Source organism: Paenibacillus sp. AGC31, assembly GCF_057334655.1.
In genome coordinates, this window is record NZ_JBHFJH010000027.1 from 321,691 (window position 1) to 348,145 (window position 26,455).

Genomic DNA, 26,455 nt, shown 5'->3' on the forward strand with positions numbered 1-26,455 from the left:
CTTAGAAGATCAGAAACGTGGTGAATCTCTTGTTTAAAATTATGCTCATTGAAGACGACGAATCGTTATTCACTGAAATCAAGGAACGTTTGTCCCAATGGTCGTATGACGTGTATGGTGTGCAGGATTTTGGAAAGGTATTGCAGGAGTACAGCGTAATTCAGCCGCAACTGGTCATTATTGATATTCAGTTACCCCAATATGACGGGTTCCATTGGTGCCGGATCATTCGTTCGCACTCCAATGTGCCGATTATCTTTTTGTCCTCACGGGATCATCCTGCGGATATGGTCATGTCCATGCATTTGGGTGCAGATGATTTTATCCAGAAGCCTTTTCACTTCGATGTATTGATTGCCAAGATCCAAGCGACTTTGCGGAGGGTGTATAACTATAACACAGAGCATACTGAACTCCGAACCTGGCGCGGTGCTGCTATTGAATATGTGAAAAATACACTAACCTGCGGGGATGAATCTGTTCTGTTAACCAAAAATGAGATGTTCATTCTTAAAGTGCTGGTCGAGCACAAAAATCAGATTGTTTCCCGTGAGGACCTCATCCGGAGCTTGTGGGATCATGAGCATTTCGTGAGTGACAATACGCTGACGGTTAACGTTAATCGGTTACGGAAGAAACTAGAACCCATCGGCTTGGAGCAGTACATTGAAACCAAAGTAGGTCAGGGATACATGGCAACGGAAGAGGCAGAAGCATGATCGGAAAGTACATACGAGAAAGGGCTAGTTGGTTATGGCTACTGATAAGCATGCAACTTATTATTTTATTGGTGGCCTACCTGGACTCGTCCATTCCATTCCAATCTGTGATGTATATCGTAGGACTGAATGTGGTGGTATGTCTTGTTTTTATCTGGGCGAGATACCTGAAAGAGACCCGTTTCTATAGAAAATTGAGCCTCTGGGATCATACCTATGATCTGAGAGAACTCGATATCGCCGAAAGTCCATATGAGCAGATTGTACATGAGGCGGTCAGTTCCCAGACACAGCGGTATCGTAAGGAGACGTCACACCATTTTATCGCTCTAGAACAGGAGAAGGACGAGATGTTATCCTGGATTCATGAGGTGAAGACCCCACTGACAGCGTTGCAACTGATGATCGAGCGCTTGCCAGATGACAAGTTACAGAGCCAAATGACATATGAATGGTTACGAATCCATCAGTTACTGGATCAGCAACTTCATCAGAAGCGTATTCCATTTATGCACAATGACTTGTTCATCGAAGAAACGGAACTTGAACCGGTATTGAATAGCGAGATACGAGCGTTGAAATCGTGGTGCATTTCCAAGGGTGTTGGCTTTGATATGTCTTTGATGGTATCGCGCGTGCTCACAGACAGCAAATGGTTAGGCTTCATCCTCCGGCAGTTGCTGAGCAATGCGGTGAAGTATAGTGATTCATCGGATATCCTCATCGAAACGCGGGAACAGGATGGACATATTGTACTGATCATTCAGGATCACGGGCGAGGGATTGAGACACAAGATCTGCAGCGTATATTTGATAAAGGATTTACGTCTACCCGAGGCAGAATGGATGGGGCGGCAACCGGGATGGGACTATATTTGGTTCGTCAAGTGGTCCAGACGCTTCATATGAACATTCATGTAGAATCTTCTCTTGGCGAGGGCACAACCGTCACACTTACTTTTCCGCGAAAAAACGACATGGTGCATCTTGCAGGCGTGTGACAACAATGTCACATGCTTTTTGGTTTTGTTCGGTGAATCACACGATAACACTGCACATCCCGATTATGATATAGACATGAGCATTTTTGCAGAAGATTTAAGAGGAGTGAGTGGGATATGTGGATACTGGAAGCCAAAAAAATTCATAAAGTCTATGGTAATAAACTGAATAAACAGGAAGTGCTGAAGGGCATTGATCTTGGAGTGAGCAAGGGAGAGTTTGTTGGTATTATGGGGCCTTCGGGTTCGGGTAAAACGACGCTGCTTAATGTACTTTCCTCCATTGATCGGGTGAGCCAGGGCACGATTGATATTGAGGGCAAGGAATTTACCGGAATGAAGGAGAAACAGCTGGCTGAGTTCCGCAAACATCATCTGGGCTTTATTTTTCAGGAATACAATCTGCTGGATACGCTAACGGTGAAGGAAAATATATTATTGCCGCTCTCCATCACGAACATTCCAAAGCAGGAGGCACACCGGAAGTTTGAACAGATCGCCCGTGAACTGGGGATATATGAACTGAAAGACAAGTATCCATCTGAGATTTCAGGGGGTCAGAAGCAGCGGACTTCGGCAGCACGAGCATTTGTCCACGAGCCGAGTATCATTTTTGCGGATGAGCCGACAGGAGCGCTGGATTCCAAGTCCGCTTCGGATCTGCTCGGCAAGTTAAGTGATATGAACAGCGCACGAAAAGCGACTATTATTATGGTTACCCATGATCCGGTTGCCGCAAGTTATTGCAGCAGAGTGATCTTTATTCGAGACGGTCAGATCTACACCCAGTTGAATAAAGGAGACGAGTCCCGGCAATCGTTCTTCAACGATATTATCAAAACCCAGGGCGTATTGGGTGGTGTACAGCAATGAGCTTGAATTATATCATCTTCCGCAATCTCAGGAAAAATCTAAAGAATTATTATCTCTATGTATTTGCGCTTGTGTTCAGTGTGGCCTTATATTTTTCCTTTGTGACGTTACAGTATGATCCTTCCATGGATGAGGTGGCTGCTTCAACAAAAGGTGCGGCGGCCATAGGTGCATCTTCAGTACTGTTAATCGTCATTGTCGGCATTTTTTTGCTCTATGCCAATACGATCTTTATCAAGCGGCGCAGCAAAGAAATTGGATTATTCCAATTGATTGGACTGACGAAAGGCAGAATTTTTGGTATTTTGAGTGCGGAGAACAGTATCCTCTATTTTGGCTCCATGGCTATCGGTGTGTTAATTGGGTTTCTTGCGTCCAAGCTGGTATTGATGATATTGTTCAAAATTCTCGGTGTGGATGCGATTACGAAACTGTATTTCTCTCCGATGGCACTGATGCAAACGGTGATTGTCTTTACGATAATGTATCTGCTCATCATGCTGATGAACTACACTTTTATCAAGAGACAGAGCATTCTCTCACTCTTTCGGGTGTCTGCCACTTCGGAGCAGCAGGTGCAGAGGATGTCTGTCGGACAGATGATTATTGGCGTCTTGGGCATTGCCCTGATTGTGTATGGATACTTCATGTCTGCACGGCTGTTCAGCGGTGAGGCAATGGACATGCAGCAGTTGATGTATACGATGATCCTGATTCTCTTCTCGGTCATACTGGGGACATACCTGTTCTATAAGGGTTCGGTAAGTTTTATTTTTAATCTGATTCGCAAAAGTAAAAACGGATACCTTACTATTCATGAGGTGTTGTCTTTATCTTCAATCATGTTCCGCATGAAATCTAATGCATTGTTACTCACGATTATTACAACCGTGTCGGCGCTTGCTATTGGTATGCTGTCACTCAGTTACATTTCGTATTATTCGGCAGAGGCTCAGGCGAAGGAAAGCTTGCCGGAGGATTTTTCATTTGCTCAGGTTGAGGTGAAAAATCGCTTTGTAACGGAGTTGGAACATAAACAGATTCCATATGAGGAGAATCATAGACAGCCTATTTATATTGAAATTGATGCTCATGAAGTGATGGATGAGTCCATGACGGAACAGTACCTGTTCAGCAGTGTGTTGAGTGACAACATGGTAGATAACATAGATCTGCAACCAGGTGAAGTGATCTTCATGGGATATGGAAATGCTATTAAGCAGTTGATTTACATTCAGGAGACAGGTCCAATCGTCTTGCATGGGTTGAAGCGAACGTTGGACCAACAACTGATCGGAACCACCAAACAGGGAGTTCTTCCTGCGTATTATACTAGGGGCACGCCTGTAGCGGTAGTAGATGAAACGGTATACCAACAGCTGAGACAGGATCTCGATCCCGAGCTGCAAAAATCCGAGTGGGCTGACTACTATGGTGTACGTATTCTGAAAGAGGGGCAGGCTGAAGAGGCATATGCCGTATATAAGGAGCTGCAGTTGGAAGCACCGAGCTTCTCCCAGATTGAGTTCAGAAATAACCAACGTAATAATATGGGCTTGATTATGTTCATTGTTGGTTTCCTTGGTTTGACGTTCTTGATTACATCGGGATGTATCCTGTACTTTAAACAAATGAACGAGAGCGAAGAGGAGAAGGGTAATTATACCATTCTTCGTAAACTTGGATTTACGCAAGGCAATCTGTTGAGGGGAATTCAGATCAAGCAGTTGTTTAACTTCGGTATTCCGCTTTTGGTGGGATTGAGTCATAGTTACTTTGCCGTGAAATCAGGTTGGTTTTTCTTTGGTACGGAGCTGGCGACACCAACGGTCATTGTCATGATAGTTTATACATTGTTATATTCGATTTTTGGCCTGTTGTCTGTGTGGTACTATAAGCGGGTGATTAAGGAAGCCTTGTAGAATTGGGTTCAGGAGTATGCTGATATAGCAAAATAGGTTGAGTAAAGGGCAGCTGTATTGTTTACAGACTGCCCTTTGTCTTACAGAAATGAATAGAGCGAACTAAAAAAAGGATGATTATGGAATTGAGTCGAAATGATGATAGAGTCCATGCTTCTGATTCATGTAAAACGGTGGAACGAGGGGAGTGGAGCAGCGTGCTTGGAATTCTATATGCCTCGAAGAAAGAATTAAGTGAGACGATTCGACGCACCTATGTATTATTTGAGGGAGAATTCAATGACATCCATAACAGCGACAAAGATAAGTGGGTTGAAGGTGTGGATAAAACCCCTGCCCAGATGATCGCCTACCAGCTGGGATGGATGAACCTGGTGATGGATTGGGAGCGAAAGGAACAGTTGGGACATGAATGTCATATGCCTGCACCAGGGTATAAATGGAACCAATTGGGGCCGTTAAATGAATCATTTTACGAAAAGTATTCAGGTTATACGCTGGAGGAGCTGCGCTCTTTGTTTCGGGAGACAGAACAACAATGGCAGAACTGGATTAACTCCCTTAGCGAAGAGGAGTTATTTGTACAAGGGATGAGACAGTGGACGGGTACCAAGCCTGGGTGGGCTATGGTGAAGTGGATCCAGATTAATTCTGTAGCCCCTTTTAAATCTTTTCGGACCCGAATTCGAAAATGGAAAAAAGGTCAGTTAGCCAACATGGATGTGAGGAGTGGAGATATCTAATGAATCTGGCAAATAAAATCACGTTGGCTAGAATCGCGTTGATTCCATTGTTTATGATCTGTTTTCTCAATCAGCAAAACGTGATGATTGCACTAATTATATTTGCAGTAGCAGCAGGTACGGATAAATTGGATGGATATGTGGCGAGAAAATATAATCAGATCACGAATTTGGGAAAGCTGCTCGATCCACTGGCGGATAAACTGTTGATTGCGGTAGCGCTGGTCATGATGGTTCAGGAGAATATGATCAGTTCATGGATCGCTGTAATCATTATAGGACGTGAAATTGTCATTACAGCGTTACGAATGGTAGCAACAGAGCAGGGCATTGCTCTCGCAGCCGATCGGTATGGAAAAATCAAAATGGTGCTTCAGGTGGCAGCCATCATTGCGATTTTGTTGAACCATGTTCCGTTTAGTTTGCTAACTGAGGTGCGGGTTGATGCGATTTTATTATGGCTGGCAACAGGAGTTACGCTGTTATCGGGATTGAATTATATTCTAGTAAACTATAAGTTGCTACAGACAGGAAGGTAGGAAAATAGGATTATAGGAAGACCCATGAACTACGGCTTCACAACGCAATTGGTTGCAAAATGATGTGGATGATCCGCTGACCAAAGATGAATTGGCGGCAGCTCTCATTCAGACTAATGGAGGATTGTATGCAAGAAATGCGGGCATTTCCGATGTGACAGGGCTGAACTCCCTGCAAAAACTAGATCTGAACAGTAATGAGCTTGTTCATCTGCCAGCTGGAATTGCCGGACTATCTGATCTGCAATACTTGGATGTGAGTAACAATTCCATCCCCCTGAGAGAAGAGCCTGACTTCACAATGCATCACACGTTGCTGCAACGTGTGTACATGTATAATTTTGATGATGCTGCCCCTGTGCTGGTGGAGGCACCTGCGGGTAATATCGCTTATGTTCATGGAGATGAGATTGAGATCGACCTGTCCTTTATGTTTGAGGATGAAGATGACGCTAGGTCGACCCTCATCCTACTGGCTGACTCCCCTGATCCACAATTGGCAGATGTCAGAATAGATGGACAGAAACTATACATTACTGCACTGGGGACGAGTAGTGAGCCAATTCGGATAGAGTTGAAGGTTACGGACCTTCTGGGCAAAGTTGGTGTAGGTCACGTGTACGTTGATCTGAGAGAAATAGAGTAGCGTATTTTAAAACAGCATATGTGAACAAATGCAAGTTACATCAACGTGCCTTCCGCTATGGAAGGTGCGTTATTTTATTTTTGTAAAGGATAACTTTATGTTAAAATATGCAAGAAATGAGTGAGGCTGTGAGTAATGATGATAGGGGGAGAAGAGGATGTCCCAAATCAATATCAATCCAAGTACTTCAAAGGATTCAGAGTATGTTCGCCAGCAATTAGTCGCATATAATGCTGCACATGTGAGCGAGGAATTAAGGCATCGGTACGAAGAATTGAATTTCAATATCAAAAATGAGACTGGCGAGATTGTTGCAGGTGTGCTTAGTACACTTTGCTGGAACTGGCTGGAGGTTGATATTCTTTGGGTGGATTCTGAACAACGGCATCGGGGATATGGTTCACAGTTGTTGCTTGAAGTTGAGCGAATTGCACGAGAGAAATCTTGTGATTTTGTCATGTTGAACACTTTCTCCTATCAAGCACCGGAATTTTACAAGAAACATGGCTACCAATTGATCACAACGATCGAGAATGCACCGACTGGACACAGTCATTATTATTTTAAAAAGGACCTTACTTAAGACAAAGCATGCGAAATAGGAAAAATCAGGAGGGTTATGATGATTATCATTAAAGGAATCAAACTTGAAGATTTACCGGCACTAAGCCAGCTATACAATGAGTTGATGGGAACGCCTACCAATGAGCAACAGATGAAAAAGATGTTTCATTACATACAACAGAATGGTCATTATCATGTGCTTGGAGCATTTTACAATGACAGGCTGGTCGGGTCCGTTATGGGGATTGAGTGTATGGATCTGGTGGGTCCATGCAAACCGTTCATGGTTGTGGAGAATGTGATTGTATCGGATCAGGTACGCAGGCAGGGCATTGGGCAGAGGTTAATGCTCCAGATTGAGCGGATTGCCAAAGATATGGGTTGTGGTTACATGATTCTGGTGTCTGGTGATCAGCGTAAGGAAGCACATATATTTTATGAGAAGTTAGGTTTCAAGGATGAGAAGGTTCAGGGTTACCGGAAGCATCTTAATTGACTATTCTTCCTGTTTTCGTGACCGAAAACAGCGATTGTTATTAGCTAACACATCGACGTGGAGTTATGGTGCAGTCGACCAAGGTAAATAGAGACACGTGAGTTGGAAAACAAAAAAAAGAGAGCTGGCAGCTCTCTTTTTGTATTTATTCCTTGCTTTGTTCTTTGGAGCCGGATGAGGATGATCGAATATATTGCGGTGGATGAACATCATCAATCATTAAAATGCCGTCATACTGATCGCGTGGGACAAAACTCTCAGGGATCATGCCCCAGCTGTATGCAAATCGTGGTTCGAACATCCATGAGTTGCCTGTTTCCCTGTTCTGATACCGCAGGTCCAGAAAACTGTAGGGTGTATTCGTTGCTGACATGATGCCTTCAATGGAACCGGGTTTTGCCGGCTCAACGGCATGAAGTCCGCCGGAATTATCGGCCGTTTGACCGCTGGATGCATACAATCCCAAAACATAACTTGATTTTTTCATTTCTTCCGAAAGTTTTTCTCCCATCATGGTTATGGGATAGGGCGAGCCCATGACTTCGCTATGCGCCTTTCTTATGTGATCGTTATGTCCCCATACAATAAATTTTTCGTTGGGATACACTTCGGTAGCGAGCCACATGAGATTGTCATGCATCGCCTGATCACGCCACTCCATGGAATCAAAAAACGACTCATATTTTCCTTCATCCATTTCAGCCGTTGCACGGATCGAAAGATCGACATATTCCCTTGCTACACGAATTCGATCACTGAGGCTTCGCTCCAGCAGCATGGAAAGTTTCGGTTGATCCGGGTATTCTTTTTGCAGATAGGCCTGGTTAGATTTGGATTTCAGGGATTGAAGGACATCTTTGTATACCTTGATAATTTCATTTTTCTCAGCGCGATAGGCTTTCAGATCCGTTCCGGCAGAGAAATTGGACATCTTTTGTTCCGTTTGTGTGAGTCGCTTGGCGAGCTCTTTATCCTTCAGCCAGTTACCGTCCAACAGTGGGAATTGCAGTTGCATGTCGAAACCGGTTAGAATCAGGGGTCGTTCAGTCTGTGCGCTCGTTTTGAGATAATCGAATAAAGGCATGATTTCCTTGGACCACCAGACGCCGAAGATGGAGTTTTTCATCGTTTGTTCGGGAAGTTGCTGTTTTACCATGGTATTAGCAAGCGATGTGTTGGAAAGACCGCTTTCAAAGGCAAGAATGTTGTATCCCATTTCCTGATGCAAAAACTGGATCAGCCGGGTCTTCGCCAGATTAAATTCGGCAACCCCATGGGAGCTTTCACCCAGAAACACAATTCGCTTGTCATAGAGTAGAGGTTTCAGCATCTCCAGATCCGAGAAGGAATCGGGCTCCTGACCTGTCTTCACAGGCTGGATGCTATCCAGTCGATATGCGTGATCTCTAGCCCATTCGTTCCATTCTGCAATTTTCTCATCCGACGTTTTCGCGGATTGCACCTGGGTTACCTGCCCCTGAATGGTCTCCATGGTAGCTGATGCTGCAGCACCTGCATGTCCGGCTGGATAGAGTGAATTGGCCAGTATGGCGGTAGTCAGAGCAAGTACAGCACCCGTTTTTCTTTTCCTGAAATAGTTCAAAATAATGCCTCCTTCATCATATGCGTGATAATAAATGATTTCGTAATGGAACCATCCGGCTTATGTCTGCTCTTCGTCCCAGAACAGGTCATTCAGTGTTCTTGAGAGTGCCTTGCATATGGCAATACATAAGCTGAGGGACGGATTATACTTTCCCAGTTCAATGAGACCAATGGTTTGCCTCGATACACCAACGATCCGTGCCAGATCGTCCTGCGATAGATCCTTTTCGACCCGGGCGACTTTCAATCGTATGTTTTTCATGCTCATTCACCCTTGTATCCTTTCTATGAATCCCACTGATCTTTTCGAGCGGCTTTTTGACTCGCCTTGTTTGCGAAGTGATGAACGATGACATTGAATCCTGCAAAGAGCGGAATATAAAGCAGCAGTGAAATAATAAAAACGAAGAAGAAAAACCACCACTTCTCATTCGCCGTTTCGGCAAACAAAACAGAACTTCGGATGCCCAGGAACAAGGCCATAGAAAAACCGATAACAAGACCCGTAATTATGTTGCGCAGGCTATATGAAATTTTGCTCGTCTGGTCATGGACCTCAACTTCATCCGAATAAATGCCCAGCATGACGGAACGAATTCCGAAATAGATACTTCCTGCGAGAAGTACGATCACTTCCGTCAGCATGGAGTAAGTCTCCCAACTGAGAAAGCTTTTGATCAGGATGGAGATGCCGCAGATCCACATGATTAAAGTGTAAGCTTCCTTATACACCTTGTTTTTCAGATTGACGATACGCTCATCCTGATTGCCATTTGTTTTAAACCATTTCATGATTGACCTCTCCTTCATAGAGATTGAAAATAATGTGGTAAATATTTCTTATGAGCTTCATGATAATATTATTCGAGTCTTTTTGCAATATATATATGTCATTTTGTTTGGTATAAAATACAATCTGTGAAAATAAAACAAATCTAAAGTTACACAATAACGTACAGCGACTGGTAGAGGACACTGCAATCGAAGTGGCATTGTGTATCATCCGGCAGGAATTGATTGACTGCCCATACGGCATAAATTTTGGTAATATATACAAAGTGTTTGATAAGACAGGAGGTTTATATAGAGTATGAGAATCGTGGATAACATTAAAGTCTGGGGGGAGCCGCTGGAGAACGCCGTAAGTCAGGCGGTGACTTGCTCGCAATATGGGGATGTACTGGGTGTGGCTCTCATGGCCGACCATCACAAAGGCTACTCGCAACCCATCGGTGGTGTGGTCGCTTACCGGAATATGATCAGTCCGTCAGGTGTCGGATACGATATTGCCTGTGGTAACAAGGCTGTGCGCACAAATCTGATGTGGGACGATATTCGGGATCAGATTGTAAAGATTATGGATGACATCAATTCGACCATATCTTTCGGTGTGGGCCGCAATAATCCAACACCCGTGGATCATGAGCTGTTCGACGACGCGAGCTGGAAGCTGTTTGATACCATTGAACCGGGATTACAACATAAGCTGAAGACACTCGCACGCAACCAGCTTGGAACTGTAGGCAGTGGCAATCATTTTGTGGATATTTTTGTAGAAGAGACAACGGGAAAGGTATGGATCGCGAATCATTTTGGCAGTCGCGGGTTCGGTCACAAAGTGGCGAGTGGATTCCTTAACCTCGCTGCAGGACGCGAGTTCAGTGGCAAAGCTCCTGGTGAATCGATGGATCAGCCGCCTACATTGTTTGACCTAAATAGCGAAATGGGTGATATGTATTGGGACGCAATGACTTTGGCGGGCCGGTATGCCTATGCAGGACGAGACTATGTCATTGAACAGGTGCTTGGAATTCTCGGGGCAAGTGCTGAATATGCCGTTCATAACCATCACAACTTTGCCTGGAAAGAACAGCACATGGGTGAAGAGGTAGTCGTGGTCCGCAAAGGCGCAACGCCGCTGGCACCCGGGCAGCTCGGTTTTGTCGGTGGAAGCATGGGAGATATCTCGGTAATTGTGGAGGGGATCCACAGCGAAGAGAATACCGAATCATTCCGCAGCACTGTGCACGGAGCAGGGCGTACGATGAGCCGAACGCAGGCGGCTGGCAAAATGAACTACAAGCTGCGCACACGCATGGGCGGTGAGATTAGTGAAGCACAGATGCATGAAGCAATTCGTGCCTATGGCGTTGAGCTCCGGGGAGCGGGCACAGACGAAAGTCCGTTTGTGTACAAAAAACTGCAAGACGTACTGAACGCACATGCCAATACGCTGAAAATCAACCATGTGCTGCGTCCCGTTGGTGTCGCCATGGCCGGAGGTAATGAATTCGATCCGTATAAGGATTAGTCATATATGTTCAACTGAACATTTACACGATAACGGAGAGGGCAGAAATAACTTGAAGAAGCGGAGCGTTCGCCTAAAAGCTTTCTAAAAGAAAGCTACATCGGAAGCATACGCTATCATCGGATTTCCCCTTTTCCAAAAAAAAGGAATAAAAAAATCTGGGGATAACAGCGATCGGAAAGTTATTCTGCCATCGGAGTGCCAGTGTAAATATTCATTAGTTGTACTATATATAGAGAGGGTGAACTTCATGAGAAATTGTGCGATATATAGCTCTCAATTTGACCTGGATCAGCTGTTTGAAGTGATTCTATCCATTTATCCTGAGGGTACGATTGAACGCCGGGAAGACAAGACCCATATTCAAGTGACGCAGAAGAAATGGTTCAGTAAGAAAACCAAAGGCTTTAATATCATGACCAGCCAGACACATCCAGAGGAATTTACGACAATGATTCAAGGGATGCTTGGTTTTTTGAGTCAGATTGAAGGGCGCAATGCTTCGCTCCAGGAAAAGGTACTGATCAAATGTTCCACATTGAATATGGTGGTTGGTATTGAGACGGAAGAGGACATATCGGAAGAATTCTTCGGCGAGTTATTGCGATTGGCGGACTCTCTGGATGCTGTTATCTTCTGGGGAGGTGGATCTCTGCTCAATGCACAAGGCCAGCTATTGCTGGATGTAAATGGAGATTCTGAGGTGGAGGATTACACGGTGACAGCGCACACCAGTTTCCTTGACGGTAACAGACCGCAGTCGGAGTCTGGCATTCAACGTAAAGCACGTTCAGAGCAATTGTTGACTGAACAAGGCATTCCGTATAATGCGAACTTGCCCGCAAGAGCCGGAGACGAACACACCACGATTCGGAGTAAAGAGGAAGTCGCGCGCCGTGCGGTTGCCCTATGTCTTGCCGCTCTTAAAGGTGAGTGTCTGGGAGCAGGCGAAAGTGCGGAAGATACCGCAGCGTTGGTTCAGGAAGTGATTGACAAGTATGAGGCGGAATCCTTTTTCTCACCCGTTGAGAAGAGGTTTATCGACCAGCAAGGAGCAGAGCAGCAGGAAATCATCTCCTTCTCTTGGGGATATGAAGCGTTCCACGTGATGTTGTGGGCGCTTGGTTATGTGAAGGAACTGGGTGCACCAACGGAGTTGTGTAACGTAGGGAAGGATGTCGGTTATTTGCAGCAGAAGGATAGTTTTACCGAGTTTCTCTCCGATGCATCTCTACGCAGTAAGAGCGAGATTCTGGATGAAGCAGATCTGATCTACCGTTACAACTGGGTGTGTGTGGATAGTCGGGTAAATGACAGAACGCCTCCCGCTGGTTTGAATGGTGGGGTGGCCTATGAACGTCACCGTGCATTGAACTGGCTGATCTGTTACCTGGATCAGGACTGGGATGATGTGCGCACGGATACGTAGAACGGCCCAACATAAAATAATCAAGCCAAATAACCCAAAAGCCGTATGATTACACGGTTAAAGGGGTATTTGGCTTGCTGTTCTGTGTGGCATAAGTGTTATTCCATATATGATTTTCAGTATGTGCACTCACATATGTACCACCATGTATCCTACCTTATTAGCCGCTATGCCGGCTGAACTGTTCACGAATAATAACGTCAGCAAGAATCAGCTTTTTCTCTACGCTGCTCTCTGGGTTCGCAATGCGCCATAACATCTGATCCACTGCACGTGACCCCAGCAATTCCTTGTTCACATTGACTGTGGCCAGTAAGGGAATATTGTCGTATAGATTATCAAATCCAGTCACAACACACTGATCGGGTACACGAATGCCCATACTTTCAAGAGCTTCTATGGTGTATAGCCCATAGAAATCATTCGCACATACAAACACTTCAGGCAGGTTATCCTCATGGATCACTGAAGTGAACGTCTGGCGGAACTCATCCAATGCCTGATTACTTAGCTCGGGAATCTGGTGTATCTCCATTCCATGGCCCATGAGCACAGAAGTATAAGCAATCCAGCGTTCATAGAAGCTATGAGCATCACTGATATTGCCGACGAACTGGAAGGTTTTGAACCCCTTGCGGAGCAAATAGAGCATGATCTCGCGCATGGAAGCAAAGTTATCGGTAAATATACTGTCACTGTGGAAAACAGGGTCCAGATGATCTACCATCACAACCGGAATGCCCAGCCGCTTGATTTCAAGTAGAATCGGCGTCGAGATAGAACCAACGGTAATAATTCCCCGAATAGCATCCGGATTCAACAGCGTGAACAACTGATCTGCTGAAGGTTCCGTCAAGGTCAGGATATTTATACCTTTCTGGTTCAGCTTGGACGAGATTCCGTTAAAGACAGGTCCCCAGTATACGGACTCTTGATTTTGATAACGAACATTGGGAAACAAAATCAAGATGGTACCGCTTGAACGTGTGTTCTTCGGGTCATGTGATTCACTGCTGTGAGACAGTTCACCAGACAAGATGCTGTTATCTTTGAAATATCCAAGTTTGCCGGCGGCCTTGAGAATAACATCCCTCGTCTGATCGCTAACTCCCGATTTTCCAGACAAAGCTCGTGACACCGCGAATTTCGACAAACCCGTAAAATGTGCAATTTCCTGAATTGTTACCTTCGTTTTCATCATACCATCCTTACACTCGTAGTTCTGCCGTATTCCTATTTGGAGCGATATCCAACTGATTCTAGTATAGCATGATGTATTTCTCTTAATCTAATAACGGATAGAGAATTCAAAATGTTAGTGATTCGCAGCATTTTACGATAGCCATCCAACGTGAAGGTAAGCATATTTTCAGATAGTATGACGAATATTGTCTTAAGAATTATTATTTTGTTATTTAAATAAAATAACAAATGATTGAAATGTAGTGCTGATTATAACAAGTGTGTACTTAGGGAATGACCTGGTGAATAAGCTATAATACAGCTAAAATATAGCTTTATCAGCATTTTATCAGAATAATTAGAAAATGTTAACAACAAAAATGTTGACGCTTACATTTCGCTGTGTTAAATTTTGTTTGTCAAAAACAAACAAGAAAATAACAAATGGTGGTGGTCGTTTATTTTCGATTGGTTGATGAGTGGGGTTAATGATTTAGGGTGAACCATGATTGGTATACACATTCGGGGAGGTTGTTAAAATCATGATGAGAAGATGGAATGTTCTACCTCTGATGTTATTGGTTGTGATTCTTTTTGTATCCGCTTGCAGTGGTGGGGGGACAACGCAGACGGGGACTGATGCAGAGGGAACAACGAATTCAGGCAACAGCACCGAAGTCGCTGAAACAGAGAAAGAAGACGTAGCTGAAGAAGTTGTGGCGAATGTGCCTGATCTGGGTGGACGTGTCATCAAGGTTGCGGCCTGGTGGGATCTGAAACCGGCGGGAGAGACGGCCTCGGATAAGGCCAGACTCGATAAAATTGCAGAGGTAGAGAAGAAATACAACGTGAAACTGGAGTTTGTCAACGTACCTTTCGAAGAATACATGAACAAATTCACAACGTCTGCACTAGCCGGCGAACCATTCGCTGACATCGTTCAGATGGAATACAAATCCGCACTACCTGCCATCCTCAAAGGGCAATTGTTGCCCATCTCCGAATTCACTACACCTGAGAACAACATCAATCAAGAGGCAAACCTGATTGCTAAATTCCCTGCCATTGCGGGCAACGAGTACGCCTTCGAATCTCCAACCAGCATCGGTCTGGGACTTCACTATAATCGTGACTTGTTCAAAAAACTGTCATTACCTGATCCGCAGGACCTGTATAACCAAGGTGAATGGAATTGGGATAAATTCTTGGAACTCGCCAAACAGGCAACCAAAGATACGGATAATGACGGCAAAACAGATGTATACGGTTTTTCTGGGTGGGCCCTTGATGTCGTTCGTCATTTTACTGCAGCCAACGGTGGAACCATCGTGGATGATACCAATAGCAAAGAGGGATTATCCGATCCGAAAACGATTGAAGCTGCTGAATTCGTCAAACGCCTGTATAACGTGGAGAATGTCGTGAAGGTCAAAACCGGCGACAAAACCAACTGGGAGGAAAGCAATACGTTCAAGGATGGAGACGTAGCTCTGTTCACTGCTGCTGAATGGCAGTTGGGCGATCTCACCTTTGCTGTCGGCGTTGTACCGATTCCGAATGGGCCACAGGGTAGCAAAGAGGTAACGTATGCAAACAACGCGGCATCGGCGAAGTTCATTCCAAAAGGTGTGGAGGATCCGAAGATCGTCTACCAAATCTATGAAGAGACCTTCGACATCCCGCAGATTGAAGAGTATCCAGGTCAAGATTATCTGGAGAGTCGTTATACCGATGAGAAGGATATTGCGATCATTCGCGAGCACATCGCTGGAACGGGCCGCATTTTACTGGATGATGCTTACACGGGTTACCCATTTGGAGATTACGTGAACGATATCATCAAAAACAACGCTTCCGTGACAGCAACAGCGGAGAAATACAAAGCACAGGCACAAGCTGCCATTGATAAACTCGGCAAACAATAAAAACACTTATCACCAGCAAACGATTCAGGCAGGGGCTCGTGTCGGCAAGGTTGCACGGAGTCCCTTTTTCCTGAACCACCAAATCGGCATTGCTGGCATCAGCCTTGATGAGGAGGACTCGTAGGATGGCTGGAATTCTACAACGTAAGACATGGATATTGTCCACAGTAATCATCGTGGCGGCAGCCTGCATCATTTTATATGTAACTTCCGGCGCTGATGTGAAGAGTGCAAACATTCCGCCTGGCAGTCTGCCTGCCATTGAAGTGGATGCAGTCTTGCAGCAGACCCGGCAGAAAAAGGGGTACGAACAGTATCGATCCGGAACGGATCAGGCTACACAGCCGAATGTGGACATCACCATTGAAGCAGTAGATTACATAAAAGCCGAAGGTGAAGACGTCCGCAAACTGACTAATTATGAGGGAATGGATGGTGTATCTCTCCATACCGGAGAGACCGGACAAGTCGATTGGACCATTAACGTGCCGGAGACCGGGCTGTATAACCTGTCCGCCACCTATTATCCCGTTGAAGGCAAGAGTTCGGCCATTGAGCGTGCATTGTACATTGATGGTGAACTTCCTTTTGCGGAAGCCGCCTATTTGCAGTTTGATCGGGTGTGGGCGAATGAGAAAGATGTTGTGGAGCAGGACAATCAAGGTAATGACCTTCGTCCGAGACAAGTGGAGCAACCACGCTGGATGGAAGAAACGTTTCAGGACTCCGACGGGTACGAGCAGACTCCATTCAAGTTTTATTTGGAAAAAGGGGAACACACGCTAACGCTAAAATCATCACGTGAACCCATGGTGATTCGGTCCATTCGTCTTTTCAATGAGAAGACAGCTGTTCCTTACGCGGAAACTGCAGGTGCACAACAGTCGGATTCCTCCGGGCAGCCGAAGGATGTACTTATTCGCATTGAAGGAGAAGCCGCGATTGCCAAATCTTCACCTACGTTATACCCGACCAGCGAAAGGTCAAGTTCTGCTGTATCTCCTTACAGCGCTTCCCAGGTACGCATTAATACAATTGGCGGCTTTAACTGGCGTCTGCCAGGACAATGGATTGAATGGGAAGTGGATGTGCCGGAGAGTGGACTTTATCATATCGGTTTTACCGGACAGCAGAATTTTGTCAAAGGCATCTATTCCACACGCAAGCTCACCATTGATGGTGAAGTTCCGTTTGCAGAGATGGCCAAAGCCCCTTTCCGTTATCAGAGTGACTATCGCATTGACGTCATGGGCGGCAAGGAAGCATACAAGTTTCACTTGGAAAAAGGAAAACATGTGCTACGGCTGGAGAACAGCCTCGGAGATTTTGCCCCCCTTATCCGCAATGTGGAGGACAGTCTGTACAACTTGAACTCCATGTACCGACGAATTCTGATGATTACAGGCACGAAGCCTGATGAATTCCGGGATTACCGGGTGGAGAAACAGATTCCGAACCTGCTGGAAGTGTTCAGCGGGGAAAGTAAACGACTCAAAGACGTGGCCGCACAGCTTCGACTCCTGTCAGGACAGTCCAGTGATCAGGAAGCGCTGATCAAGACGATGGCGTTGCAACTGGACGAGATGATTGACAAGCCGGATACCATTCCAAGACGGCTTGCGGCTTATAAAACCAACACGGGTGGTCTCGGAACATGGGTGCAGCAGGCACGAGAGCAACCCCTTGAGATCGACGCACTGTACGTCACTTCGATCGATCGTGATATTCCCGGAACAGGCATGGGACCACTCGCGAAGCTTGGTCATGAAGCCAAGATATTCTATCATTCGTTCTTCATTGATTATAACCAGATCGGCAATGTAGCCACTTCAGAAGATCAGCGCACGGTAACGGTCTGGATTGGTAGCGGACGAGACCAGGCGAATACGATGAAGGCGATGATTGACAAGACCTTCACACCAGACAGTGGCATTAACGTGAATCTGAAGCTGGTCAACATGGGAACCTTGCTGCCAGCGACGTTGTCCGGTGAAGGACCCGATGTTGCCATGCAGATCGGTAATGACCTGCCCGTGAACTTTGCGATGCGGAACTCGGCTGTAGATCTGACGCAATTCAGCGACTATAGCATCGTAGAACAGGAGTTCAGGGAAAGTGCAATTGTACCGTATGCCTACGATTCGGGCGTATATGCCCTACCGGAAACACAGACCTTTAACATGCTGTTTTATCGTAAAGACGTGCTCGAAGAACTCGGACTTGAAGTGCCTCAGAACTGGGAGGATGTCGAGGCTTTACTCGCGATTCTGAGCAAAAATCACATGGAATTCGGCATGCCGGTTGTGACCCAGGCGAATATGCAGGGTGTCAATATTCCGCCGAACTCGCAGTATGCAACGATGCTGCTCCAGAACGGCGGCGCATTCTATCGTAACGATGACAAGGAATCGGATCTGGATTCAAGGATCGGAATTGAGACGTTCAAGCAGTGGACGGAGTTCTATACCGATTACAAGCTGGAGCGGGAATATGATTTTGCCAACCGTTTCCGGACAGGACAGATGCCTATTGGACTAACGGATTACACGATGTACAACCAGTTGTCTGTATTTGCACCGGAGATTCGCGGACTATGGGGATTCGTTCCAGTGCCGGGAACCGTTCAGGCAGATGGTACCTTGAATCGGGACGTACCGGGTGGAGGTAGCGCGGTCATGATGCTGGAGGGTGCCAAGGATCAGGACGCGGCGTGGGAGTTCATGAAGTGGTGGACCAGTACACCGATTCAGGCGGAATTCGGACGGGAGATGGAAGGACTGATGGGTGCGGCTGCCCGTTATCCAACGGCCAACATCAAGGCACTGGATTCCCTACCTTGGCCTGCGGAGGATTACGCCAATCTCAAGGCACAATTCGAAACGGTGAAGGGCATTCCTGAAGTACCCGGTGGTTATTTTACAGGCCGCCATCTGTTTAATGCATTTTACAAAACCGTTGTTGGCCAAGTGGAAGCCAGGGAATCCATCATGGATTATACCCAATATATTCAGGACGAGATTCGCGTCAAACGTAATGAATTTGGTCTTCCGTAAGCAGAGGGAGGGTTAATCGTGCCACAAATATCACTCCGAGACGGACAAAACAGTCCTCCTGAGAAAGCGTCAAGGATGGGCATGAAATCGTGGTGGAGCTGGAAACTCCAGGAAATGAAGGCCAGCAAACATTCCTATGTTCTGCTTGCACCTTATATGCTCCTGTTCCTCATGTTTACCGTGATTCCGGTTGTCATCTCGATCATACTCAGCTTCACCTACTTTAACATGCTGGAATTTCCACGTTTTATTGGCTGGCAGAACTATACCCGCCTGTTTCTGGAGGATGATGTATTCCTGATTGCGATCAAGAATACGCTGCTGTTTGCCATCATTACCGGGCCGATCAGTTATATTGCCTGTTTTGTCTTCGCGTGGATCATTAATGAGTTAACTCCGAAATGGAGAGCGTTCATGACGCTGATCTTCTACGCGCCCTCCATTTCGGGCAATGTGTATTTTATCTGGCTGATGATTTTCTCGGGAGATCGTTATGGTATTGCTAATGGGCTCTTGATCAAATGGGGTTTTCTGCTGGAGCCGATCCAATGGCTGAAGACAGAAGCTTACATTATGCCCATCCTCATTCTCGTGCAGCTGTGGCTGAGTCTGGGAACCGGATTTCTGGCGTTTATCGCCGGTTTGCAGACTGTAGACCGGACGTTATATGAAGCAGGAGCGGTAGATGGGATCAAAAATCGCTGGCAGGAACTATGGTACATTACCCTGCCTTCGATGCGTCCACAGTTGATGTTCGGCGCAGTCATTCAGCTGACAACCTCGTTTGCCGTGGCCGATGTGTCGATCGCGCTGGCCGGGTTCCCAAGCGTGAACTATGCAGCAGAGACTGTGGTGACCCATTTGATCGACTTTGGCACAACACGATTTGAGATGGGCTACGCATCGGCGATTGCCACCGTGCTGTTCATGATTATGGTGGGCACCAACTTGCTGGTACAGAAACTGCTTCGAAGGGTGGGAGAATAGCTATGGCTGCAATTGCGACAGGCAAAAAGCGGGTGAATCGCTCGCTATCGGGAAGCCTCTCCCTGTTTGCCCTTCTGCTCGTATTCGGTGCTTTCATGGTACTGCCGTTGATCTATGCGATCAACAATGCATTCAAACCTTTGGATGAAATCTTCACCTTTCCACCAACTTTGTTTGTCAGAAATCCCACGTTCAGCAACTTTACGGATCTGCTGAATCTGCTGAGTGACTCGTGGGTGCCGTTCTCACGTTATATATTCAACACGGTATTTATTACAGGTATCGGAATTGTAGGCCATGTGCTGCTAGCTTCCGCAGCGGCCTACCCGCTTGCCAAACACAAGTTTCCAGGCAAAGTATTCATGTTCCAGGTGGTCGTACTCTCACTGATGTTCACACCAGCGGTGACAGCCATTCCGAACTATATGATCATGTCATGGCTCGGATGGATCGATACCTACTGGGCCGTCATTATTCCGGCATTTGCCTATTCACTCGGGTTGTATCTGATGAAACAGTTCATGGAGCAGATCCCGGATGCGCTGCTGGAAGCAGCCAAGATTGATGGTGCCAGTGAATACCGGATCTTCTGGTCCATTGTGATGCCCAATGTGAAGCCAGCCTGGCTTACATTGATCATTCTGCTGTTCCAGATGTTGTGGGGCAGTGATGGGAATGGATACATCTACAGTGAGCAGCTCAAGACCCTGCATTATGCAGCGGGTCAGATTATTCAGGGCGGCATATCCCGGGCAGGAGCGGGTGCTGCGGTAGCACTGATTTTGATGAGTGTGCCGATCACGCTATTTATTTTCTCTCAGAGCCGAATCATTGAGACGATGGCGAGCTCGGGCATGAAGGATTAAGGGGGAACGATATGGCACGCACAGTGAAAAGATGGCTTGTTCTCCTGGCGGCAGTATCTCTGCTGCTGGTGAATGCCGTGCCTGCGGCGGCCTCCCCGGCGCCGTATGAGAGTTACAATTACAACTATTGGAAAGAGGCTGTTCCCTCACCGGATGCCTATCTGCCCGAGCGTACCCTATCAGGTCGTGACCTTGGCATTAGTGAGTTCAAAGACCCCGGTGATGTGAACGTTTCTCCCTCCGGGTTGATCTATATTTTGGATAGCGGCAACAGCCGAATTATCGTATTGGACACCAGTTTTAAGCTGTTGCGCGTCATCGATGGATTCATGATGGATGGTAGCAAGGAGACCTTCAACCTTCCGGGCGGATTGTTTGTGGATGAAGAAGAACACATCTATGTTGCCGATACGGGCAACAGTCGTGTGGTTGTCCTGGATGGAGAAGGAGCGCTGATTCATACGATCACGAAGCCAGAATCGGATATCCTGTCGACCCAATTCCAGTTCCAGCCCTTGAAGTTGACGGTTGACCATGTGGGCCGGGTGTACGTTGTGGCACAGGGGGTCTACGAGGGGATTATGCAGTTTGACGAGAGCGGAAAATTTATCGGATACGTCGGTACGAACAAAGTGGAGCGGGACTACGGCGAATATATCTGGCGCATGTTATCGACCAAAGCGCAACGCGCACAGATGGTCCTGTTTGTCCCAACGGAGTTCTCCAATGCGGATATCGACCACAAAGGATTTGTGTATGCGACGAATATTGATCCTGGCTCGAATGAACCGATCAAACGGCTGAATCCGTCTGGTGAAGATGTACTAAAGCGTTTTGGTTATGTTGACGTCAAAGGCGATATCCGCTTCCGAAACAATCCCGGTCCATCCAAACTGATTGATGTGAAAGTGCTGGGCGACGGCATGTACAGTGTACTTGATGCGACACAGAACCGGGTGTTCACGTACGACGATGAAGGTCATCTGCTCTACATATACGGTGGCAAAGGAAATCAGGTGGGCACGCTCAAAACGCCTGTTGCTATTGAACAATCCGGTGAGCGCCACTTGGTTCTGGATCGGGGCAAGAACAATCTTGTCGTCTATGAGCCAACCCGTTTTGGTTCCCGTGTGAACGAAGCGGTGGCACTCCACTATCGCGGAGAGGACACGGAGGCCGTGAATATTTGGCAAGAAGTGCTGAAGCTGAATGCCAACTATGACATCGCCTATATTGGTATTGGCAAGTCCTTATTAATGGAGAAGAAAAACGAGGAAGCGCTGGGTTACTTCGAACTTGGGATGGATCGCAAGAGTTATTCTGTCGCGTTCAAGAGGCACCGGCGGGAGATGATGAAGGAACACTTCGGTACATTCCTGACCGCTGCGATCGCGCTAATTTTTATTCTGATCCTGACCCGATTGGCGGTTAAATGGAGACGGAGGAGGCAGGTTGATCGTGAAGCAGGATTTCATTAAGTTTCCACTGCATCTCATTTTTCACCCCATTGATGCATTCTGGGACCTCAAGTCGGATAACCGGGGACGGCTGCTCGTTGCTTTTGCAGCGCTCGTGCTCACCATCATCATGATGATTTTGCAGAAGCAGTACGCAGGATTTCTCGTCAATTACATCGATCCTCGTACGATTAACAGCATCATCGAGATCGCCACAGTTGCTCTCCCGTTCTTTCTATGGTGCACAGCCAATTGGGCAGTAACGACCTTGATGGAAGGGGAAGGGAAATTCAGAGAAATCGTTCTGGCGACAGGATACTCGCTCATTCCGGTTATTCTGATCTATGCCCCGATGATCGTGATCAGCCGCTTCATGGTGCAGGAGGAGACTGCTTTTTATTATCTTTTTAATAGCATCGCGTTCTTCTGGTTTGTGTTGCTTTTGTTCATTGGCATGATGACGGTTCATCAGTACACCGTGATTAAAACAATCATTACGATGGTGCTAACGCTCATTGTGATGGGCATTATCGTATTCCTTGGTGCCCTCGTCTTCAGCATGCTCCAACAGTTGTACGAATTCGGTTATAACATCTACCGTGAGTTGATTTTCCGGACCTAAAGGAGGCGGCATCCGTGAACAAAAGGCAACGACTATATACGGTGCTGGCTGGTGGTGCAGCTGTAATCATGATTGCAGCGGGGCTGCTGTATATAAACAACAGGGGGGTTCCAGCCGTGGAAGCTGCGGCTTATCTGGATACAACAACCCAAGCCATGCCCGTCACGGAGGAACCGTTGCAATTCCTTGACGACTCTTCGCAGGGGGTGCCTGGTATGCAACTGGTCGCCGAAGATCAGGGATTGGCCCTGTACTACAACGAGGAGACAACAGAAATTGCAGTACGTGACGGAAAAAGTGGAGAGATCTGGTATAGCAACCCGAAAGAACGGAATGGGGACAGTCTCGCTTCCGCATATGAAAAAGAAGTGCTGTCCTCCCAGCTGAACGTGTCTTTCCGGGATGCGATGGGAACACTGGAAAACTTCCCGAATTTCAGTTCCAGCATCAGCAACAAGCAATTCACTGTGGGGCAGATCGATCAGGGGATTCGGGTGAACTATACGCTTGGTGATACGTCGCTTGGCATTGACGCACTGCCGAAGTTGATCAGCAAGCAGCGCCTGGAGGAGAAGGTTCTTTCCAAGCTGGATGCTACTGTCGCAAGATACACATCTGCCCGTTATTATCCAACCAAGAGCAATCCGGATATTCTGGAGCGGCTGGATGGACAGATCTCGAAGCAACTTGTGCTGAACAAGATGTTGGCAGCCTTTGAGACGGCGGGTTACACGGCGGACGATCTGGCTTTTGACAATCAGGAGAACGGGGTTGAAGGCGGGGGCGTATCCGATAAGCCCAGCTTTGTCATTTCAGTGGAATACCGACTGGAGCAGGGAGCACTTGTTGTGACCGTGCCTCTGAGTCAGATAGAGGAAAGTGGGCAATACCGCATTCGGAACATTGATTTGCTCGCTTATTTTGGTGCTGCGGATACAAAGGGCGAGGGTTATATGCTCGTGCCTGACGGTTCCGGCAGCCTGATCCACCTGAACAACGGGAAAACCCAGGAAGAGCAGTATGTACAGCGTGTCTATGGCGCAGATCCCAATGATAATTCGCTCAGTCGTCCTCAGGTTAGTGAATCCGCGTATATGCCTGTGTTTGGTCTGAAGAACGGGGAGAATGCCTGGTTTGCGGTGATTGAAAAAGGGGACGGCATTGCCAGTATCTCTGCGGATATTGGAGGCAGGCAGAACAGTTACAACCACGTGCATGCGACCTTCTCCCTGCGCGGGGAGGATGAATTGGAGATGTACACCTCGCAGAAAATGCAGGAGATTCAGCTGCTTGGCGAAGAGCCTTACCGTGGAGATATTCAGGTCCGTTACCATTTCCTTCATGGAGAAGATGCCAGTTACTCAGGTATGGCCCGCCTGTATCAACAGCAGTTAATAGAGCAGGATGTACTGAAGCCACTCGCAGAACAGACGGAGTTGCCGTTCTATGTAGATGTACTTGGTGCGGTGGACAAAAAGGCTTCGTTCCTGAGTGTGCCCTACCGGACCACCTTAGCCATGACGACTTACGAACAGGCCACCGAGATGGCGGCGAAGTTACAGCAGGAAGGTGTAAACCGCGTGCAGATGCGGTATCAAGGATGGTTCGGTGGTGGCATCAGCCATCATACGCCAACCCAGGTGAAGTTGGACAGTGAAGTAGGCAGTCGTTCCGAACTGCAAGCGTTGTCCGCTAAACTTGAGCAGTCGGGTGGAGCTTTGTTCCCGGATGTGGCTTTCCAGCACATTTATCACGATGATATGCGTTTTGCTCCTTCCTCGGATGCAGCTCGGTTTGTCACAAAGGAGACAGCAGAACTGTATCCGTACAATCCTGCACTTAATCGCATGGATCAGAGTAGGGACAGCTATTATTTGCTCTCAGCGGCCAAGCTGCCTTATGTAGTGAGTGAGTTTGCTGACAAATTCAATCAACTGGACCTTGGCGGATTATCCCTTCGTGATCTCGGGCAAGTCCTGACTTCAGATTATCGGGATAGTCGGGTGATTCATCGGGAGACGGCGAAGAACATTGTGAAGGAGCAACTTGGCAAGTTGGCACAGTCCTATCCGAACCTGATGGTATCCGCAGCAAATAGCTACGCTTGGGGAAGTGCACAACATGTTGTGAATGTACCCGAAGGGTCGAGTCGGTTCAATATTACCGATGAAGAAGTTCCTTTTTATGCGATGGTCATTCATGGGTACATGAACTACGCAGCATCTCCGATGAACACGTCGGGGGATCAGGATCTCCGCAAACAGTTACTGCGCAGTCTGGAACTTGGGGCAGCTCCGTATTTTCAATGGACCTATGAACCATCATCCAAGCTGAAGCTGACGAATTATGATTCGGCATACGCAACCGAGTATGGCTATTGGGTGGATGATGCTGTTGCTTTGTATAAGCAGGCTAATGAAGTGCTGGGAGAACTGGAGAATGAGCAGATCCTGAAGCATGAACGCATTCAGGATGGCGTGGTCCGGATCACCTATACTGGGGGTACATCCATCCTTGTGAATTACAATGCGGATGCAGTAACCGTGGATGGGACAACGGTTGGCGGGACGGACTATGTGGTGGAAGGAGTGAACCGATGAGAACTATTCGATTATCGCTGAAGTCACGGAGAGCGCTGCTTGGACTTGCATTTATATCGCCGTGGCTGATCGGTTTCATCTTCCTCTTTGCCACGCCACTCCTGCAATCCATCAGGTTCAGCCTGAGTAACCTGTCTGTTGCTCCGGGCGGATACGTCCTGGAATACGTCGGATTTAAAAATTTCAAGGATGCGCTTCTGGTTGACGCGACGTTCAACCGGATTCTGGTTGATTCGGTTGGAGCAATGCTGCTGAATGTGCCGATGATACTGTTTTTCAGTTTGTTCACGGCGACACTGCTTAACCAGAAGTTCAGAGGCAGAACGATGGCGCGTGCAATCTTCTTTTTGCCGGTTATTCTGGCTTCCAGTGCAGTTGCAGCAGCTGAGTCTGCGGGATTAATCAATCTGATGGGAGATGCAAGTGCGGTCGATGCATCTGCTGATGGCGGGGCTTCGTTCAATGTGGTATCCATTGTGCGTATGCTGGCGGATGTGGGATTGCCGATGGCCTATGTGGATTACATTGTAGAAGCCATCATGCGGATCTATGAGATTATTAGCAGCTCTGGTGTCCAGATTCTGATCTTCCTCGCCGCGCTGCAATCGGTACCGGGATCGATGTATGAGGTTGCAAAGATCGAAGGGGCGACAGCCTATGAATCATTCTGGAAGATTACATTTCCCATGGTCAGTCCGTTGATTCTGACAAATGTCATCTATACCATTATTGATTCCTTTGCCGGAAGTCCGGTCACACAAGCTATCTATCAGACCGCATTCAAAACCCAGAACTTTGGCTTAAGCTCGGCGATGTCCTGGTTATATACCTTGGTGATTGGCCTTGTACTGATCGTAGTGGGCTGGGTGTTGTCACGGCGGGTTCATTACAACTGACGGTTAACGTTGAGGGAGG

The 26,455-nt window shown here is 47.0% G+C and carries 23 protein-coding genes; 19 read left to right on the forward strand and 4 right to left on the reverse strand.

What is annotated here, in order from left to right; genetic code table 11:
* Nucleotides 1–29: 29 nt before the first annotated feature.
* The 9 genes from ACE04G_RS13555 (at nucleotide 30) to ACE04G_RS13595 (ending at nucleotide 7,503) form a co-directional block, all read left to right on the forward strand.
* The gene (locus tag ACE04G_RS13555) at nucleotides 30–719 is read left to right on the forward strand and encodes a response regulator transcription factor (protein WP_221822759.1); all 690 of its coding nucleotides are present in this window, start codon (nucleotides 30–32) and stop codon (nucleotides 717–719) included.
* Nucleotides 716–1,720, forward strand: coding sequence for a sensor histidine kinase (locus ACE04G_RS13560; protein WP_221822760.1), 1,005 nt, complete (start codon nucleotides 716–718; stop codon nucleotides 1,718–1,720). The genes ACE04G_RS13555 and ACE04G_RS13560 overlap by 4 nt, the downstream gene beginning before the upstream one ends.
* Before the next feature lie 117 nt (nucleotides 1,721–1,837).
* The gene (locus ACE04G_RS13565; protein ID WP_339183347.1) at nucleotides 1,838–2,593 is read left to right on the forward strand and encodes an ABC transporter ATP-binding protein; all 756 of its coding nucleotides are present in this window, start codon (nucleotides 1,838–1,840) and stop codon (nucleotides 2,591–2,593) included.
* Complete coding sequence (locus ACE04G_RS13570) at nucleotides 2,590–4,515, forward strand: FtsX-like permease family protein (RefSeq protein WP_449004163.1); 1,926 nt, start codon at nucleotides 2,590–2,592, stop codon at nucleotides 4,513–4,515. The genes ACE04G_RS13565 and ACE04G_RS13570 overlap by 4 nt, the downstream gene beginning before the upstream one ends.
* A 197-nt stretch (nucleotides 4,516–4,712) precedes the next feature.
* Entirely contained in the window at nucleotides 4,713–5,258 is a 546-nt protein-coding gene (locus ACE04G_RS13575) for a ClbS/DfsB family four-helix bundle protein (RefSeq protein ID WP_449004281.1), read from the forward strand.
* Nucleotides 5,258–5,797, forward strand: coding sequence for a CDP-diacylglycerol--glycerol-3-phosphate 3-phosphatidyltransferase (gene pgsA, locus ACE04G_RS13580; RefSeq protein ID WP_449004162.1), 540 nt, complete (start codon nucleotides 5,258–5,260; stop codon nucleotides 5,795–5,797). The genes ACE04G_RS13575 and pgsA overlap by 1 nt, the downstream gene beginning before the upstream one ends.
* A gap of 64 nt (nucleotides 5,798–5,861) precedes the next feature.
* Nucleotides 5,862–6,443, forward strand: a complete 582-nt coding sequence (locus tag ACE04G_RS13585) for a hypothetical protein (protein ID WP_486094500.1) — start codon at nucleotides 5,862–5,864, stop codon at nucleotides 6,441–6,443.
* A 157-nt stretch (nucleotides 6,444–6,600) separates the two neighbouring features.
* Nucleotides 6,601–7,026: a GNAT family N-acetyltransferase gene (locus ACE04G_RS13590; protein ID WP_221822766.1), complete on the forward strand. Its 426-nt coding sequence runs from the start codon at nucleotides 6,601–6,603 to the stop codon at nucleotides 7,024–7,026.
* A gap of 36 nt (nucleotides 7,027–7,062) precedes the next feature.
* Entirely contained in the window at nucleotides 7,063–7,503 is a 441-nt protein-coding gene (locus ACE04G_RS13595; protein WP_449004160.1) for a GNAT family N-acetyltransferase, read from the forward strand.
* A 145-nt stretch (nucleotides 7,504–7,648) separates the two neighbouring features.
* Here ACE04G_RS13595 and ACE04G_RS13600 read toward each other — a convergent pair whose 3' ends face one another.
* Genes ACE04G_RS13600 through ACE04G_RS13610 form a run of 3 tightly spaced genes read right to left on the reverse strand, consistent with a single transcriptional unit; the run spans nucleotide 7,649 to nucleotide 9,900 of the window.
* Nucleotides 7,649–9,106 (reverse strand): erythromycin esterase family protein, encoded by a 1,458-nt coding sequence (locus tag ACE04G_RS13600; protein WP_260632881.1) that lies wholly within the window; start codon nucleotides 9,104–9,106, stop codon nucleotides 7,649–7,651.
* Nucleotides 9,107–9,166: 60 nt separating this feature from the next.
* Nucleotides 9,167–9,370: a helix-turn-helix transcriptional regulator gene (locus tag ACE04G_RS13605; protein ID WP_175399435.1), complete on the reverse strand. Its 204-nt coding sequence runs from the start codon at nucleotides 9,368–9,370 to the stop codon at nucleotides 9,167–9,169.
* A gap of 23 nt (nucleotides 9,371–9,393) precedes the next feature.
* Nucleotides 9,394–9,900: a DUF6773 family protein gene (locus tag ACE04G_RS13610; RefSeq protein WP_221822770.1), complete on the reverse strand. Its 507-nt coding sequence runs from the start codon at nucleotides 9,898–9,900 to the stop codon at nucleotides 9,394–9,396.
* Between the two features lie 298 nt (nucleotides 9,901–10,198).
* On the opposite strand from ACE04G_RS13610, the gene ACE04G_RS13615 reads away from it, so the two are divergent.
* Both ACE04G_RS13615 and ACE04G_RS13620 read left to right on the forward strand, forming a co-directional pair.
* Complete coding sequence (locus tag ACE04G_RS13615; RefSeq protein ID WP_339183361.1) at nucleotides 10,199–11,419, forward strand: RtcB family protein; 1,221 nt, start codon at nucleotides 10,199–10,201, stop codon at nucleotides 11,417–11,419.
* 250 nt (nucleotides 11,420–11,669) lie between these two features.
* On the forward strand, nucleotides 11,670–12,848 hold the full coding sequence (locus ACE04G_RS13620; RefSeq protein WP_449004159.1) for a DUF4272 domain-containing protein: 1,179 nt from the start codon (nucleotides 11,670–11,672) through the stop codon (nucleotides 12,846–12,848).
* Nucleotides 12,849–13,008: 160 nt separating this feature from the next.
* Here ACE04G_RS13620 and ACE04G_RS13625 read toward each other — a convergent pair whose 3' ends face one another.
* Nucleotides 13,009–14,046 carry a LacI family DNA-binding transcriptional regulator gene (locus ACE04G_RS13625; RefSeq protein WP_221823514.1) on the reverse strand — a complete coding sequence of 346 codons (1,038 nt, stop codon included), beginning with the start codon at nucleotides 14,044–14,046 and terminating at the stop codon, nucleotides 13,009–13,011.
* A 526-nt stretch (nucleotides 14,047–14,572) separates the two neighbouring features.
* Between ACE04G_RS13625 and ACE04G_RS13630 the strand changes: the two genes are divergently transcribed.
* The 8 genes from ACE04G_RS13630 to ACE04G_RS13665 all read left to right on the forward strand — a co-directional run bounded on the left by ACE04G_RS13630 (nucleotide 14,573) and on the right by ACE04G_RS13665 (nucleotide 26,436).
* Nucleotides 14,573–15,955 carry an ABC transporter substrate-binding protein gene (locus ACE04G_RS13630; RefSeq protein WP_445253544.1) on the forward strand — a complete coding sequence of 461 codons (1,383 nt, stop codon included), beginning with the start codon at nucleotides 14,573–14,575 and terminating at the stop codon, nucleotides 15,953–15,955.
* 125 nt (nucleotides 15,956–16,080) lie between these two features.
* Nucleotides 16,081–19,008, forward strand: a complete 2,928-nt coding sequence (locus ACE04G_RS13635; protein WP_449004158.1) for an extracellular solute-binding protein — start codon at nucleotides 16,081–16,083, stop codon at nucleotides 19,006–19,008.
* A 75-nt stretch (nucleotides 19,009–19,083) separates the two neighbouring features.
* On the forward strand, nucleotides 19,084–19,995 hold the full coding sequence (locus tag ACE04G_RS13640; RefSeq protein WP_047842211.1) for a carbohydrate ABC transporter permease: 912 nt from the start codon (nucleotides 19,084–19,086) through the stop codon (nucleotides 19,993–19,995).
* Nucleotides 19,996–19,997: 2 nt separating this feature from the next.
* Nucleotides 19,998–20,861 carry a carbohydrate ABC transporter permease gene (locus ACE04G_RS13645; RefSeq protein ID WP_339183371.1) on the forward strand — a complete coding sequence of 288 codons (864 nt, stop codon included), beginning with the start codon at nucleotides 19,998–20,000 and terminating at the stop codon, nucleotides 20,859–20,861.
* Nucleotides 20,862–20,872: 11 nt separating this feature from the next.
* Nucleotides 20,873–22,339 (forward strand): NHL repeat-containing protein, encoded by a 1,467-nt coding sequence (locus ACE04G_RS13650; protein ID WP_449004157.1) that lies wholly within the window; start codon nucleotides 20,873–20,875, stop codon nucleotides 22,337–22,339.
* A complete protein-coding gene (locus ACE04G_RS13655) occupies nucleotides 22,320–22,940 on the forward strand; it encodes a YIP1 family protein (protein WP_221822782.1) in 621 nt (206 codons plus the stop codon). Before ACE04G_RS13650 ends, ACE04G_RS13655 begins: the two co-directional genes overlap by 20 nt.
* A gap of 14 nt (nucleotides 22,941–22,954) precedes the next feature.
* On the forward strand, nucleotides 22,955–25,540 hold the full coding sequence (locus tag ACE04G_RS13660; RefSeq protein WP_449004156.1) for a DUF5696 domain-containing protein: 2,586 nt from the start codon (nucleotides 22,955–22,957) through the stop codon (nucleotides 25,538–25,540).
* Nucleotides 25,537–26,436: a carbohydrate ABC transporter permease gene (locus ACE04G_RS13665; RefSeq protein WP_076209260.1), complete on the forward strand. Its 900-nt coding sequence runs from the start codon at nucleotides 25,537–25,539 to the stop codon at nucleotides 26,434–26,436. Before ACE04G_RS13660 ends, ACE04G_RS13665 begins: the two co-directional genes overlap by 4 nt.
* Nucleotides 26,437–26,455: the final 19 nt, after the last annotated feature.

Coding starts and splice junctions, on each gene's coding strand:
- ACE04G_RS13560 (WP_221822760.1), top strand. CDS start 716: ATGATCGGAAAGTACATACGAGAAAGGGCTAGTTGGTTATGGCTACTG.
- ACE04G_RS13565 (WP_339183347.1), top strand. CDS start 1,838: ATGTGGATACTGGAAGCCAAAAAAATTCATAAAGTCTATGGTAATAAA.
- ACE04G_RS13570 (WP_449004163.1), top strand. CDS start 2,590: ATGAGCTTGAATTATATCATCTTCCGCAATCTCAGGAAAAATCTAAAG.
- pgsA (WP_449004162.1), top strand. CDS start 5,258: ATGAATCTGGCAAATAAAATCACGTTGGCTAGAATCGCGTTGATTCCA.
- ACE04G_RS13590 (WP_221822766.1), top strand. CDS start 6,601: ATGTCCCAAATCAATATCAATCCAAGTACTTCAAAGGATTCAGAGTAT.
- ACE04G_RS13595 (WP_449004160.1), top strand. CDS start 7,063: ATGATGATTATCATTAAAGGAATCAAACTTGAAGATTTACCGGCACTA.
- ACE04G_RS13605 (WP_175399435.1), bottom strand. CDS start 9,370: ATGAAAAACATACGATTGAAAGTCGCCCGGGTCGAAAAGGATCTATCG.
- ACE04G_RS13610 (WP_221822770.1), bottom strand. CDS start 9,900: ATGAAATGGTTTAAAACAAATGGCAATCAGGATGAGCGTATCGTCAAT.
- ACE04G_RS13615 (WP_339183361.1), top strand. CDS start 10,199: ATGAGAATCGTGGATAACATTAAAGTCTGGGGGGAGCCGCTGGAGAAC.
- ACE04G_RS13620 (WP_449004159.1), top strand. CDS start 11,670: ATGAGAAATTGTGCGATATATAGCTCTCAATTTGACCTGGATCAGCTG.
- ACE04G_RS13625 (WP_221823514.1), bottom strand. CDS start 14,046: ATGAAAACGAAGGTAACAATTCAGGAAATTGCACATTTTACGGGTTTG.
- ACE04G_RS13630 (WP_445253544.1), top strand. CDS start 14,573: ATGATGAGAAGATGGAATGTTCTACCTCTGATGTTATTGGTTGTGATT.
- ACE04G_RS13635 (WP_449004158.1), top strand. CDS start 16,081: ATGGCTGGAATTCTACAACGTAAGACATGGATATTGTCCACAGTAATC.
- ACE04G_RS13640 (WP_047842211.1), top strand. CDS start 19,084: ATGGGCATGAAATCGTGGTGGAGCTGGAAACTCCAGGAAATGAAGGCC.
- ACE04G_RS13645 (WP_339183371.1), top strand. CDS start 19,998: ATGGCTGCAATTGCGACAGGCAAAAAGCGGGTGAATCGCTCGCTATCG.
- ACE04G_RS13650 (WP_449004157.1), top strand. CDS start 20,873: ATGGCACGCACAGTGAAAAGATGGCTTGTTCTCCTGGCGGCAGTATCT.
- ACE04G_RS13665 (WP_076209260.1), top strand. CDS start 25,537: ATGAGAACTATTCGATTATCGCTGAAGTCACGGAGAGCGCTGCTTGGA.